The 13664-nt window shown below is 73.6% G+C and carries 12 protein-coding genes and 1 pseudogene; 8 read left to right on the top strand and 5 right to left on the bottom strand.

The genetic code is table 11. From position 1 onward, the window contains the following. Positions 1–86: 86 nt before the first annotated feature. Positions 87–1013 carry a metallophosphoesterase gene (locus AB0G08_RS21380; RefSeq protein WP_358090602.1) on the top strand — a complete coding sequence of 309 codons (927 nt, stop codon included), beginning with the start codon at positions 87–89 and terminating at the stop codon, positions 1011–1013. Here the strand turns inward: AB0G08_RS21380 and AB0G08_RS21385 are convergent. From AB0G08_RS21385 to AB0G08_RS21400, 4 genes are all read right to left on the bottom strand, one after another. Then, positions 982–1482 carry a hemerythrin domain-containing protein gene (locus tag AB0G08_RS21385; RefSeq protein ID WP_358090606.1) on the bottom strand — a complete coding sequence of 167 codons (501 nt, stop codon included), beginning with the start codon at positions 1480–1482 and terminating at the stop codon, positions 982–984. The genes AB0G08_RS21380 and AB0G08_RS21385 overlap by 32 nt on opposite strands. Before the next feature lie 112 nt (positions 1483–1594). After that, entirely contained in the window at positions 1595–3082 is a 1488-nt protein-coding gene (locus AB0G08_RS21390) for a S8 family serine peptidase (protein ID WP_358090609.1), read from the bottom strand. Positions 3083–3228: 146 nt separating this feature from the next. Continuing rightward, entirely contained in the window at positions 3229–4098 is an 870-nt protein-coding gene (locus AB0G08_RS21395) for an NAD(P)H-hydrate dehydratase (RefSeq protein WP_358090612.1), read from the bottom strand. Next, on the bottom strand, positions 4082–4813 hold the full coding sequence (locus AB0G08_RS21400) for a histidine phosphatase family protein (protein ID WP_358090616.1): 732 nt from the start codon (positions 4811–4813) through the stop codon (positions 4082–4084). Before AB0G08_RS21400 ends, AB0G08_RS21395 begins: the two co-directional genes overlap by 17 nt. Before the next feature lie 144 nt (positions 4814–4957). Here AB0G08_RS21400 and AB0G08_RS21405 point away from each other — a divergent pair, with 144 nt between their 5' ends. From AB0G08_RS21405 to AB0G08_RS21420, 4 genes are all read left to right on the top strand, one after another. Then, positions 4958–5188 carry a hypothetical protein gene (locus AB0G08_RS21405; RefSeq protein ID WP_358090645.1) on the top strand — a complete coding sequence of 77 codons (231 nt, stop codon included), beginning with the start codon at positions 4958–4960 and terminating at the stop codon, positions 5186–5188. Between the two features lie 165 nt (positions 5189–5353). After that, the gene (locus AB0G08_RS21410) at positions 5354–5734 is read left to right on the top strand and encodes a hypothetical protein (protein ID WP_358090620.1); all 381 of its coding nucleotides are present in this window, start codon (positions 5354–5356) and stop codon (positions 5732–5734) included. An 84-nt stretch (positions 5735–5818) separates the two neighbouring features. Then, positions 5819–9271, top strand: a complete 3453-nt coding sequence (locus AB0G08_RS21415; RefSeq protein ID WP_358090623.1) for a tetratricopeptide repeat protein — start codon at positions 5819–5821, stop codon at positions 9269–9271. A 74-nt stretch (positions 9272–9345) separates the two neighbouring features. Next, positions 9346–10317 carry a DNA primase small subunit domain-containing protein gene (locus AB0G08_RS21420; RefSeq protein ID WP_358090626.1) on the top strand — a complete coding sequence of 324 codons (972 nt, stop codon included), beginning with the start codon at positions 9346–9348 and terminating at the stop codon, positions 10315–10317. A 55-nt stretch (positions 10318–10372) separates the two neighbouring features. On the opposite strand, the gene AB0G08_RS21425 is transcribed toward AB0G08_RS21420, so the two are convergent. Continuing rightward, complete coding sequence (locus AB0G08_RS21425) at positions 10373–10879, bottom strand: Lrp/AsnC family transcriptional regulator (RefSeq protein ID WP_358090629.1); 507 nt, start codon at positions 10877–10879, stop codon at positions 10373–10375. A 104-nt stretch (positions 10880–10983) separates the two neighbouring features. On the opposite strand from AB0G08_RS21425, the gene pdhA reads away from it, so the two are divergent. From pdhA to AB0G08_RS21440, 3 genes and pseudogenes are all read left to right on the top strand, one after another. Next, positions 10984–12150, top strand: a complete 1167-nt coding sequence (gene pdhA, locus AB0G08_RS21430; RefSeq protein ID WP_358090632.1) for a pyruvate dehydrogenase (acetyl-transferring) E1 component subunit alpha — start codon at positions 10984–10986, stop codon at positions 12148–12150. Beyond that, the gene (locus AB0G08_RS21435; protein ID WP_358090636.1) at positions 12150–13166 is read left to right on the top strand and encodes an alpha-ketoacid dehydrogenase subunit beta; all 1017 of its coding nucleotides are present in this window, start codon (positions 12150–12152) and stop codon (positions 13164–13166) included. Before pdhA ends, AB0G08_RS21435 begins: the two co-directional genes overlap by 1 nt. Then, positions 13163–13664, top strand: a pseudogene (locus AB0G08_RS21440) (biotin/lipoyl-containing protein); the annotation flags it as partial. The gene AB0G08_RS21435 and the pseudogene AB0G08_RS21440, both read left to right, overlap by 4 nt.

Here is a 13664-nt window from a genome sequence, read left to right on the forward strand (position 1 = left end):
GTTCCGGGTCCCGGCGGCGGGTCGTGCGGCCCGCCGTCGGGACGGGGGCCTCGCGGCCGGGCGCGTCGCTGCCTAGGATCAGCGGCATGGCGGGGGAGGACGGCGAGGGCGGCAGCCTGCTCGCCATCAGCGACCTGCACGTCGGTCACCGGGGCAACCGCGAGGTGGTGGAGGGGCTGCGCCCCACCTCGCCGCGCGACTGGCTGCTGGTCGCCGGGGACGTGGGCGACACCGTGGCCGACGTCGAGTGGGCCCTCGGCCTGCTCAGCCGCCGCTTCGCGCGGGTCGTCTGGGCGCCGGGCAACCACGAGTTGTGGACCCCGCCGGCCGACCCGGTGGCGCTGCGCGGGGCGGCGCGCTACGCGTACCTGGTCGACGCCTGCCGGCGGCTGGGCGTGCTGACCCCGGAGGACCCGTACCCGGTGTGGCGGGGGGCGGGCGGGCCGGTGCTGGTGGCGCCGCTGTTCCTGCTCTACGACCACAGCTGGCGACCGGACGGCTTCGACACCCCCGAGGCGGCGCTGGCCGAGGCGTACCGGACGGGGATCGTGTGCACCGACGAGTTCCTGCTGCACCCCGACCCGTACCCGAGCCGGTCCGCGTGGTGCGCCGCCCGGGTCGCCGAGACCGCGCGCCGGCTCGCCGAGCGGGAGCCCGGGCTGCCGACGGTGCTGGTCAACCACTGGCCGCTGCTGCGCGAGCCGACCCGGGTGCTGCGCTACCCGATCTTCGCCCAGTGGTGCGGCACCGAGTCCACCGCCGACTGGCACCTGCGCTTCGACGCCGCCGCCGTGGTCTACGGCCACCTGCACATCCCCCGCACCACCTGGCACGACGGGGTGCGGTTCGAGGAGGTCTCGGTGGGCTACCCGCGGGAGTGGCGGCCCCGGGCCGCGCCCCCGGCGCTGCGGCGGATCCTGCCCGCGCCCCCGGGCACGGCGACGGGCCCCGGCGCACCGGGGCCCGTGACATCCCGTCCGCTCAGGCCGTCACCGCGTCCAGCGACTTCTTGATCGCCTTCGGGTCGGTCGGCTTGCGCGGCGCGTCCGCGCGCAGCGCGATCATCCGCTCGCCGATCTCCTGGAGCTGCTTACGGCCGAGCGCCTCGCGCATCTTGGGGAACCACTCCTGCTCCTCCTCCTCGACGTGGTGCAGGACGTTCTCGATCAGCACCGTGGTCTTGGCGTTGAAGCGTTCGTCGCCGGCGTCCATGGTGAACAGCTCGGCGCAGAGCACGTCGGCGACGTGGTGTTCCTCGTACGACTCGAGGATGTCGTCCTCGAGGTCGGGCAGGAGCTTGCGGACCTCGGGGTACATCACCTCGTTCTCGAGGTAGGTGTGCACCGTGAGGGCTTCCAGGATCTCGTTCACCAGCTTCTGCCGCCGCGCCGGCGGACCCTCCTCGGCGTCCTGGAAGGCCTTGAACAGGCGGCGCATCTCCTTGTGGTCCTCTTTCAACACCACGATGGCATCGGTGGACACCGTTGACCTCCTCGCTCGTCGGACACCTCCTCCCGTACCCCCGCTGTGAGCAGCGAAAACGGGTGGGGCCCGGCGGATCACCGCCGGGCCCCACCACTGGTCGTGCGTGTTGTTACTTCACCACGTTGTACGCGTTGACCATGCCGGCGCCGTAGAAGCCGTTGCGCTGGCCGCCGGAGCAGGTCGCGTCGTAGGCGTTCGGGCCGGCGGCGATCAGCGGCACCGGGTTGTAGACGCCGCCGGGGCAGGAGATCGCCTCGGCGGTGGTGCCCAGGAAGGCCGACAGCTGGCCGGGGGTCATGCCCGGGTGCGCCGAGACGGCCAGGGCGGCCACACCGGCGGCGTGCGGGGAGGACATCGAGGTGCCCTGCTTGTAGCCCCAGCCGTTGGTCTTCGTGGTGGTGTTGTAGGTGGTGGACAGGATGCCGTCGGTGAGGGTCGAGCTGCGGCCCTGGGTACGGAAGCGGGTGTCGCCACCCGGCGCCGTCACCTCGACCACGCCCTGGCCGTACGAGGAGTAGTAGCTCTTCTCCCCGGTCGGGCCGACCGCCGAGACCGTCACCACGCCCGGCGCCTCGCCCGGCAGGACGAGGCAGGAGTTGGCGAGGTTCTCGCGCTCCTCGGGGGTCCCGTTGTTCGGGCTGCCCGTGTCGGTGATCTTGTGGGCGAGGTCCCAGTTGCTGTTACCCGCGGACGCCACGTGCAGCACGCCCTTGCTCTGCGAGTAACGCAGGGCCCGCTGGACCGCCTTCCACACCGGACGCTGGCGCGCGTCGTTGCGGCAGTTCAGCTCCCACGGGTCGATGAAGTAGCTGTTGTTGGTCACCCGCATGCCCTGCTCGGCGGCCCACATGAACCCGCAGACCGCAGCCTCCGGGAAGATGTAGCCGTCGTTGTTGACCACCTTCACGGCGGCCACCTTGACGCCCGGCGCGACACCGGTCACGCCGACGCCGTTGACGGCGGCGGCGATGGTGCCGGCCACGTGGGTGCCGTGGTCGGAGGTGGTCGGGTTCCAGGCGGACTCGGTGGTGTCGGAGACCCCACCGAGGCAGGACGTGCTCTTGTTCTTCGCGATCTGGCTGGCCAGGTCGGGGTGGCTGGAGGAGATGCCGCTGTCCAGCACGCCCACCACCACGTCGGCGCGGCCGGCGTTGACGGCGTGGGCCTGCGGGACGTCGATCATCGGCATGTCCCACTGCTGACCGAAGAGGGGCTCCTTGGTCGGGTCGGCGGTCGTGTTGGCCGCCTCGGCCGCGGAGACCTCCAGGGTCTCGCCCTCCTGGAGGGCGGTGCCCAGGCCGGCGGTGGACGCCACCGAGTCGACGCCCGCGCCCGCCACGTCCGTGACGAAGTCGGGGTTGGTCGACCGGACGACGAGCACGCCGATCTGGTCGTAGCTGGCCACCACGGTGCCGTTGGCGGCGGCCACGCGGGCGGCCGCCTTGTCGGTCTTGGCACCCTGCGGGGCGAGCACCAGGAACGTGGTGTCCGGGCCGGCGGCCGACGCCGCCGGGGCCACCCCGCCGGCGACGGCGAGGCCGACGCCGAGCGTCACGGCGGACGCGGCAGCCAGTGTCTTGCGACGGAGGTTCTTCACACAGACTCCCAGGGGCTGTTTGCAGCCGGGGTGCGCTCCCTGGCGGGGAGCGGCCGGCGGGAGGCGGGCGGGATGCCCTCCTCCGATCCACCAGCGTAGGAGCGGCCTGTGGCGTTACACACATCCGTTCGGTCAGACAGGAAGTGTCAGACGGTCGCGAGGGTGTGGGGAATCTCGTCGAGCAGTTCCCGGGCGAGGAAGCCGATCCGGCCGAACCGGGGGACCAGCCGCTGACCGCTGACCGCGTGGGCGAACGCCGCCCAGCACGCGGCCTGTGCCGGCTCCGCCCCCCGCGACAGCAGCCCGGCCAGCAGGCCGGCGCGGACGTCTCCGCTGCCGGAGGTGCCCAGGCCGGCGTCGCCGCTCTCCTCCCGCCAGCTCCGGCCGTCGGGGGTGGCGATGTGGCCGTAGAGCGAGACCACCGCGTCGTACCGGCGGGCCAGCTCGGTCGCCTCGGCGTCCAGGTCGTCGCCGGGCTCCCGGCCGAGCAGGTGCCGGGCCTCGGTGAGGTTGGGGGTGAGCACCGCCGGCCGGTCGGACCCGACCAGCAGGTCCGGGGCGTGGCTGAGGGCCCCGAGGGCGTACGCGTCCAGCACCAGCGACGTCTCGGGGCCGGCCGCGTCGAGCACCAGGCGCAGCAGGCGGCCGGTCTCGTCGATGTCCTTCAGGCCGGGGCCGAGGGCCACCACGTCCGCCTCCGCCACCAGGTCGCCCAGCAGCTCGCCGGGCAGGCCCGCGACCGCGCCCTCGGGGGTCTCCGGCAGCCCCACCACCAGCGCCTCGGGCACCTGGATGCTCAGCGCGGAGGCGGTGGACTCGGCGGCGGCGAGCTGGAGCACGCCGGCCCCGGCCCGCAACGCGGCCACGCCGGCGAGCAGCACCGCACCGGGGGTGAACCGCGAGCCGCCGACCACCAGCACCGTGCCCCGGGCCTCCTTGCCGCCGGTCGGCACGGGCAGCGCCCAGTCCCGCAGCAGGCCGGGGGTGATCACCCGGGTGTCAGACCGGTTCGGCATGGACCTCGTCCTCCCTGGTCGGTCGGGCGCCCTGCTCCCGCAGGTGGCCGACGTCGTTGAACACGTCCGGGGTCAGCCGGCCGTCGGCGTCGGCGGACCAGCCGGTGATCGAGCAGTTGGCGATGACGTGCTCGCGGGTCAGCGCCATCAGCTCCGCCTCGGTGAGCCCCTCCACCAGGTAGCGGGTCAGGAAGACCAGGGCGTCGTGGCCGAACAGCAGCACGCGCCGGTCCTCGTGGTCGCGGCGCAGGTCGCCGAGGAGGGCGCGCAGCCGCAGCGCCACGTCGGTCCAGGACTCCCCGCCCGGCGGCCGGTAGTAGAACTTGCCGAGCCGGTCCCGGCGTGCCGCCTCCTCGGGGTGCCGCCGGCGCACCCCCTGCCCGGTCAGCCCGTCCAGGATGCCCAGCTCCCGGTCGCGCAGCCGCTCGTCGCGGCTGAGCGGGATCCCGGTGCCGGTCAGGGCCAGCTCGGCGGTCCGCACCGCCCGCAGGTACGGCGACACCACCGCCACGTCGGGCCGGCGGGCCTCGGGCAGCCCGGCCAGCCACCGCGCGGTGGCCCGGGCCTGCTCCTCCCCGGTCGGGCTCAACGGCACGTCCGCGTCCCGGTGGGTCAGGTCGATCAGCTCGGCGCCGGACGCCTCGGCCGCCGTGGCCGCCACGTTCGCCGTGCTCTCGCCGTGCCGGACGATCCAGAGCGTCGCCAGTTCCGCCATGCGGCAACCCCTACCCGGAGCCCGCCCCGGGTAACCGCACCCTCCCGTCGCCGCCGGGCCCCGCGCCCGGGGCGTGATCGGGGCCGGGCCGGGTAAGCGCTGCCTCCACCGATCACCGAGACGGGGAGGTGTGCCGTGGCCACGATGGTCAGGGAGCCGGCGAGCCCGGTGAAGGACCAGAACTACGACCTGATCCACGCGTTGCAGATGTCGTTGCAGCACATCTGGCAGCTGGAGAACTACATCGCCGACGCCGACGCGCGGGGCGACACGGAACTGGCCACCTGGTTCCGGAAGATGCAGGAGAACAACCGCAAGGCGGGCGAGCAGGGCAAGAAGATGCTCCTGGTGCGACTCCAGGAGGAGATGAGCTGATTCCCACCGGCGGTCGGGGCGGCCGGACAGTGACCGTCCCGATCACCGCCGGTGGGTGTGGTCGGTCCGAAACCCGTCACCTCGTTGAGCGAGAAGGCGCCCACCGCTAGATTGCGCATGCGACGGCCGTGGTAACAGCCGACGTTCGCATAGGCGGGAGACGTCGTGGCGGGTGGGCTTGGCAGAGCGGTACTGACGGCCCTGTCGGCCGCTGCCGGTCTCGGCGCTGGCTACGCCACCAACGTCCTGACCGACGCGTGGAGCTGGACCTGGGGTGTCGCTTTGGCGGTCACCGCGGTCGTGCTCATCGGCTCGCAGGTGTGGCTTTCCCTCAACCAGGCATCCAGTGGCGTCGTCGCCGCGGGGCGTGGCGCGGTGGCTGCCGGTAAGGATGTCGACGGAGACGTCGAGGTCGATGTCGGGGGGTTCGGGCAACGGGCACCGTCGCCGCCGCCCGAAGCGGGCGTGGTGGCGGCCGGCGACGGTGCGGTGGCCGCCGGCCGCAACGTGCGGGGCAGACTGCGGCTTCGGGTGCGGAGGCACTGAGGGGTGGCCCGCAGGCAGGTCACGGTTCGTGGCATCGGCGTCGGCGCCGGCCGGGACATCAGAGGACCGCTCACCATCAACACGGTGCTCGACGCCGGCCCGAGCCCGTCGGCAGCCGGGCTGTCGGTGGCACCCCCGGTCGGCCGCCTACCGCCGAGGGTCTGGGGACGCCAGCCGATCATCGACGAGGTCCTTTCCGCGATCGACCTCATGGTGCGCCAGCAGCGCTACGGCGAGCGGACCACCAGGCCGATTTGGTTGCTGCACGGCCTGGGCGGGGTCGGCAAGTCCGCCGTGGCGCTGGCGATCGCGGTTCGCGCGGCGCGGGCAGGCGTCCAGCCGTTCTGGGTCGACGCTTCCGACCGGTCCCGCGTTCAGGCAGCGATGTGGCTGGTCGCCCGCCAGCTTGCCGGTCCCGACTTCCGGGTGCCAGCCAGCCCGGACGAGGCCGGCGCCGTTGACGCCGTGTGGGCCGTGCTCGAACATGCCACGACCAACTGGCTGCTGATCGTGGACAACGCGGACGACCCGCAGCTCCTCGCCGCCGACGGTGAACGGACCGACGCGGGGAACGGCTGGCTGCGGGCCAGCACGGGCGGGCTGGTGCTGGTGACCTCCCGAGTCGGGGATCTCGCCGTCTGGGGGCGCCGGGTGATGGCCCGTCGCCTCTCCACGCTGAGTCCGTCGGACGGCGGGCAGGTCCTGCTCGACTCCGCCGACCTCGACGCCGAGGGGCGGGGTGCCGAGCGTGCGGACGCGGAGAGCCTGGCCGAACGGCTGGGCGGCCTTCCTCTCGCCCTGCGGGCGGCGGGACGCTACCTGGCAACGTCGCGCGCCCGGGGCGCCGCGATGAGCGTCGCCGACTACGACGCGCTGCTCGCCAGACGGTTCAGTGCGACGATCGACGCCGCCACCCGCACCGCGACATCCCTCGGTGGCGGTGAGCCGAGCCCGCGCGACCTCGTGACAGCCACCTGGGACCTTTCCCTGGAATGGCTCGCTGAACGAGGCATGCCGGATGCGGGCAGCGTCCTGGCCCTACTCTCCTGCTTCGCCAACGCCCCCGTCCCGTCGTCGCTGATCCAGCAGGTCGCGTCCGAAGACGAGGCCACGGCCGCACCGGCACGGGCCGACGCGCTCGTCGGCGCCCTTCGCGCCCTGGCTCTGATCGACGACCACCACGTGGGCGAGCCGGCCGACGGAGCGGTGCGAGGTCAGCTGGTCACCGTTCATCCGCTGGTGCACGAGGTCATGCGTGAACGTCTGCTGACCGACACGTCGCGGGCAGCGGCGATGCGGGCGGACGCCGTCAGGGCACTCGTCTCGGCGCTCACTGCGGGCTCCGACGGCGCCGCGGTCAACGGCCGACAGCTCTACGTGCTGGACCCGCATCTGCGGCGGCTGGCCACCGATCTCACGAACGATCCCGGATACGTGCCCGAGGCGCTGCGGCACACGTTCGTACGGACCGTCAGCGACGTCTCGCGGGAGGTCGTCGCTCTTCTGGCGGCGGAGGCGGCGGTGGAGAGTCTGACGGTCTACCTGTCGTTGGCGACGGCGGTGGCGGGGCGCCGGGCGAAAGTGACCAGGGCGGTCCAGCACCAGCGCGGGCATTGCCTGTGGGGGCTGGGGCGCTTCGACGCCGCGGCGGTGGACCTCCGGGAGTCCGGGAACCTCTTCATGCGCACGGTGTGCCGGATCCATCCCCACGTGGGTCTGGTCGTGCAGAGCAGCGTCTGCGGTCTCCGGTCGCCGTGGCAGGACGCCGACCTGCAGCTCACGGTCGCCCGCAAGCAGTTGGCGATGATGCGGTGGCACCCGATGCGTCGCACCTCCCGTGCGCTGGGCACCCGGCACAACAGCGTCAGGATCCTGGAGCAGCACGGCCGCCTGGACGAGGCGGAGGAGGCGTACCGGGCGCTCCTTGCCGAAGTGCGCGCGGTGCTCGGCGAGGGGCATCGCTCGACCCTGGCCGCCTGGGAGGACCTCGCTCTGCTGCTACGCCGGCGACGGCGACTGGACGACGCGGAGGCGGAGCTCCACGCACTCCTCGCGGTGGCCGAGCGGGTCGAGGGCGACGTGAGCGTCCGCGCGCTGCGCGTCAGGTCCGAGCTGGCCTCCGTCCTCGCCCGCCAGGGGCGGACGGCTGAGGCGGAGCGGGAATACCGTGCGAGCGTTGAGGCCATGACGAGGCAGTGCGGTGCGGACGATCGGCGCACCCTCGCGATGCGCCGTGACCTCGCCTCTTTCCTGCGTGCGTGCGACCGTTACGCGGAGGCGGAGGCGGAGTACCGCGAGATCCTGCGGGCGGAGGTCCGGCTGGCGGGGGAGGACAGTTCCCCGGTGTGGCTCACCCGGTCGGATCTCGCCCTCGTAGCCCGTGACCAGGACCGTCACGCCGAGGCCGAGGCCGAGTACCGGGCTGTCTGGCAGGCCTTCCGCCGGAGCCGGGGGGACGCCCACCCCTCGACGGTGGCCTCCCGGGCACAACTCGCGCGGGTGCTCGCCGATCAGGAGAGGTTCTCGGAGGCAGAGGCCGAGTTGCGGGCCGTGCTCGAACTCCAGACCGAGGCGTTGGGACCGGACGACAACGCTACCGTCGACACTCGGATCGCCCTGGCCGAGGTGCTGACCAGTCAGGGTGACGACCAGGCGGCCCAGGCGGAGTCCCGCCTGGTCCTCGACGCACGTCGACGCATCCTGGGTGAGGATCACCCGAGGACGTTGACCACGATGCACCGGCTGGCGCACGCCACCGCCCGGTCCGGTGACCACGCGACAGCCGAGACGCTGTTCCGCGAGGTGGCCGAGAAGCAGGCGCGGGTGCTTGGGCCGGAGCACGTGCAGACGTTGCGAAACCGCCGATGCCTGGCGCGGCAGTTGCGCGACTGCGGGAAGCTCGTGGAGGCCGAGTCGGAGTTCCGGGAGGTGTTGGACCTCATGCGCCGGGCTCTCGGCGACCTGGATCCCACCACGGTCAGGACGTGGCACGACCTCGCGCGGATCGTGGGATCGCAGGGCCGTTTCGTGGACGCCGAGGCAGAGTTGCGGCAGGTCCTCGCTCGGCGTGCGGAAGCGGTCGGCGACGAGGCCCCGCCGACCGTCGAGGTGAGGTTCGAGTTGGGCCAGATACTCGACGCGCAGGAGCGGTTCGACGATGCGGAAGTGGAGTATCGCGAGGTCATCCGCGTCCGGTCCCGGGACCTCGGGCCGGACCATCACCTCACCTCCGCCACCCGGGCCCTGCTTGCGCGAGCCCGCCGGCAGCCCCTCGACGCGGTCGGTCACTGGCGCGAGGCGCTCGCGGCGGCCCGCGTCGCACTGGGGGAAGAGCATCCGGACGTCCTGCAGTTCGGAGACCTGCTCATCGACGAACTCGTCGGGGCGGAGCGCCTGGACGACGCCGAGTCCACGGCCCGCCAGGCCGTCGAGGACCGCAGCGGTCGGCTCGGGCCGGACCATTCGGCGACCCGAGTAATGCGCGCCAGGTTGGAGGGGATCAGCGCCCTACGGGCGAGTCGTCGCGACGCGGGTTGACCCGGCGGGATCCTGGTTCCGCCCCTCCGCGGCGTGCGCCCTGCTCGTCCTACCTTCGGGTTACGGTGTCAGGCGTGGCGACGCCGGCCGAGGAGATCCAGGTGGGGGAGCGGCTGGTGCGCGTCTCCAGCCCCGACAAGCCGTACTTCCCGGAGCTCGGGCTGACCAAGCGGGACGTGGTGCGCTACTTCCTCGCCGTCGGCGACGGCATCCTGCGCGCCCTGCGGGACCGGCCGACCATGCTGGAACGGTGGCCGCGCGGCGTCTTCGACGGCGCGAAGATCGGCACCCGGCAGGACAACCGGGGCGACGCCTTCTACCAGAAGCGGCTGCCGGCGGGGGCGCCCGAGTGGGTCCGCACCGCCCACATCACCTTCCCGAGCGGGCGTACGGCCGACGAGGTCGCGCCGAGCGAGCTGGCGGTGGTGATCTGGGCGGCCAACCTGGGCACGCTGCGGTTCCACCCGTGGCCGGTCTCCGCCGCCGACGTCGAGCGGCCCGACCAGCTGCGCATCGACCTGGACCCGATGCCGGGGGTGGGCTTCGACCAGGTGGTGCCGGTGGCCCACGAGGTGCGCGCGTTCCTCGCCGAGCTGGGCCTGACCGGCCACCCGAAGACCACCGGCGGGCGGGGCCTGCACGTCTACCTCTCCATCGAACCCCGGTGGAGCTTCGGCGAGTGCCGGCGGGCGGTGCTGGCGCTGGGCCGGGAGATGCAACGCCGGCTGCCGGAGCTGGTCACCACCACCTGGTGGCGGGAGCAGCGGGACCGGCCGGTCTTCGTCGACTACAACCAGATGTCCCGGGACCACACGATGGCCTCGGCGTACTCGATCCGCCCCACGCCGCGCGCGCTGGTCTCCGCGCCGCTGGACTGGTCGGAGCTGGACGACGCCCGGCCGGAGGACTTCGCCGTGACCACGATGCCCGCCCGGTTCGCCGAGCGCGGCGACCCGCACGCCGGCCTCGACGACCGGCGGTTCTCCCTGGAGCCGCTGCTGGAGCTGGCCGACCGGGAGGGGTTGGAGGCCCCGCCGGAGCGCTGAGCCGGTCGCTCGCCGCGGGCCCGGCCGGGGCCCGCCGGAAGGGCGGAGCGCCGGCTCACTCCCACGGGCTGCGTTCGCCGTCGAACTCCTCGAAGACCAGCCAGGTGCGGGTGGAGAGCACGCCGGCGATGCCCTGCACCCGGCCCAGCACCACGTCCCGCAGGGTCGCGTTGTCCGGCGCCCGGACCAGGGCGAGGACGTCGTGGTCGCCGCCGAGCAGGGCGGCGTGCTCGATGTAGCGGACCCGTGCCAGCTCCGCCGACACCTCCCGCCAGGTGTTCTGCTCGATCTTCAACGCGATGTACGCCGAGGTGCCCAGCCCCGCCGCCTCGGGGGCGACCTGGGCCCGGAAGCCGGTGATCACCCCGTCGCGCAGCAGCCGCTCGACCCGGGCGTACGCGTTGGTGCGGGAGATGTGGATCCGCTCGGCGAGGGTGCGCACCGACGTGCGGCCGTCGCGGACCAGCTCGTCGAGGATCCGCCGGTCGACGTCGTCGAGCGGTCGCGCCGAACGTCCCGTTCCGGCCGCCGGCTCCGCTGGGCCCCCGGACTCCTGGCTCATCTCGTTGCCCGTCCCATGCCATCCGTCCCGCGTTTGTGCTGGATCTTGAGTCAATCATCCGACAGCAGGAGCATAGGCCCACCACACGTCCAGGAGGTCCCGCCGTGACGACCACACCCGAGGCGGTCCGCAGGGCATCCCCGCGCAGCCGCCGGGCGGCCACCCCGCCCGATCCGGCCAAGCCGCTGCTCCCGGCCACCGAGCCCGTCCGCCTGCTCGATCCGAGCGGCACACCGCTGCGCGCCCCCGCCGACTACCCCGAGCCGCCCGTCGAGGCGCTCGTCGAGATGTACCGGCGGATGGTCGTCGGCCGCCGCTTCGACATCCAGGCCACCGCCCTGACCAAGCAGGGCCGGCTGGCGGTCTACCCGTCCTCGCGCGGCCAGGAGGCCTGCCAGGTGGGCGCCGTCCTCGCCCTGCGCGACACGGACTGGGTCTTCCCGACCTACCGGGAGTCGATGGCCCTGGTCTCCCGGGGCATCGACCCGGTCGAGGTGCTGACCCTGCTGCGCGGGGACTGGCACTGCGGATACGACGCCGCCGCCCGGCACACCGCCCCGCAGTGCACCCCGCTGGCGACCCAGTGCGTGCACGCCGCCGGGCTGGCCTACGGCGAGGCGTACCAGGGGCGGGACACCGTCGCGCTGGCGTTCATCGGCGACGGGGCGACCAGCGAGGGCGACTTCCACGAGGGCGTCAACTTCGCCGCCGTGTTCAAGGCCCCCGTCGTCTACTTCGTGCAGAACAACCGGTACGCGATCAGCGTCCCGCTCTCCCGGCAGACCGCCGCCCCGTCGCTGGCGTACAAGGGCGTGGGCTACGGCGTGCCCAGCGAGCAGGTCGACGGCAACGACCCGGTGGCCGTGCTCGCGGTGCTCACCCGCGCGGTGGAGCACGCCCGCGCGGGCAGGGGTCCGTTCCTGGTCGAGGCGCACACCTACCGGATGGAGGCGCACACCAACGCCGACGACGCGAGCCGCTACCGCGACGGCGCCGAGGTCGAGGCCTGGCGGGACCGGGACCCGGTGGCCCGGCTGGAGACGTACCTGCGCTCGCGCGGCGCGCTCGACGACGCCGCCGTCGCCGCGGTCGCCGAGGAGGCCGAGGCGTACGCCGCCGACCTGCGCACCCGGATGAACGCGCAGCCGACGGTCGACCCGATGAGCCTCTTCGACCACGTCTACGCCGAGCCCACCCCGCAACTGGTCGAGCAGCGCGAGCAGGTCCGCGCCGAGCTGGCCGCCGCCCAGGACGAGGAGGGTGAGCGCTGATGGCCGCCCTGACCATGGCGAAGGCGCTCAACGCCGCGCTCGCCGACGCGATGCTCGACGACGACCGGGTGGTCGTCTTCGGCGAGGACGTCGGGGCGCTCGGCGGCGTCTTCCGGATCACCGACGGCCTGCAGGCCCGCTTCGGCGACAAGCGCTGCTTCGACACCCCGCTCGCCGAGGCCGGCATCGTCGGCTTCGCCGTCGGCATGGCCATGTCCGGCCTGCGACCGGTGGTCGAGATGCAGTTCGACGCGTTCGCGTACCCGGCGTTCGAGCAGATCGCCTCGCACGTGGCGAAGCTGCGCAACCGCACCCGGGGCGCGCTCAGCGTGCCGATCGTCATCCGGGTGCCCTACGCCGGCGGCATCGGCGGGGTCGAGCACCACTGCGACTCCAGCGAGGCGTACTACGCGCACACCCCCGGCCTGAAGGTCGTCACGCCGGCGACGGTGGAGGACGCGTACTCGCTGCTGCGCCAGGCGATCGACGACCCCGACCCGGTCGTGTTCATGGAGCCCAAGAAGCTCTACTTCTCCAGCGGCGAGGCGGAGCTTCCCGCGGACACCGCGCCGATCGGCCGGGCGGTCGTGCGCCGCCCCGGCCGCGACGCCACCCTCGTCGCGTACGGGCCGGCGGTGCCGGTCGCGCTGGAGGCCGCCGAGGCCGCCCGCGAGGAGGGCTGGGACCTCGAGGTCGTGGACGTGCGCAGCATCGTGCCGTTCGACGACGAGACCGTCACGGCCTCGGTCCGGCGCACCGGCCGGTGCGTGGTGATCCAGGAGGCGCAGGGCTTCGCCGGGGTCGGCGCCGAGATCGCCGCCCGGGTGCAGGAGCGCTGCTTCCACGCCCTGCACGCCCCGGTGCTGCGGGTGTCCGGGCTGGACATCCCGTACCCGGCGCCGATGCTGGAGCACACCCACCTGCCGTCGGTGGACCGGGTCCTCGACACGGTGGCCCGCCTCCAGTGGGACGACCAGCCCGACGAGCGCTGGCTGAGCCGGGGGAGCGCCGCGTGACAACCGTGGACGGGGCGCAGGTCTTCCTCCTGCCCGACCTGGGCGAGGGGCTGAGCGAGGCCGAGATCGTCGAGTGGCGCGTCGCCGTGGGCGACGTGGTCGCCGTGGACCAGAGCGTCGTCGAGGTGGAGACCGCCAAGGCCGTCGTCGACGTGCCCTGCCCGTACGCCGGGCGGGTCGTGGCGCTGCACGGCGCGGCGGGCGAGACCCGCCCGGTCGGCCAGCCGCTGATCACCATCGCGCCGCTGGCCGGTGACGGCGGGGCCGGCGACGAGCCCGCCGGGCACGCCACCTACCGCGAGGAGGAGCGGGCCGGCTCCGGCAACGTCCTCATCGGGTACGGCACCGGCCATGGCGCCCCGGGGCGGCGGCGTCGCCGCCCTCGCCTCGTGGCCGCGCCCGAACCCACCCCGGCCGCAGCGGCGGCGGTACCCGCCCCGCCAGCGGCACCCGCCCCGGCGGCGGCGACCGCGGCCGGCGCGGCCGACCGGCCGCACG

Origin of the sequence: Micromonospora sp. NPDC023644 (assembly GCF_040640115.1) — a bacterium.
In the GTDB taxonomy this organism is placed as follows: domain Bacteria; phylum Actinomycetota; class Actinomycetes; order Mycobacteriales; family Micromonosporaceae; genus Micromonospora.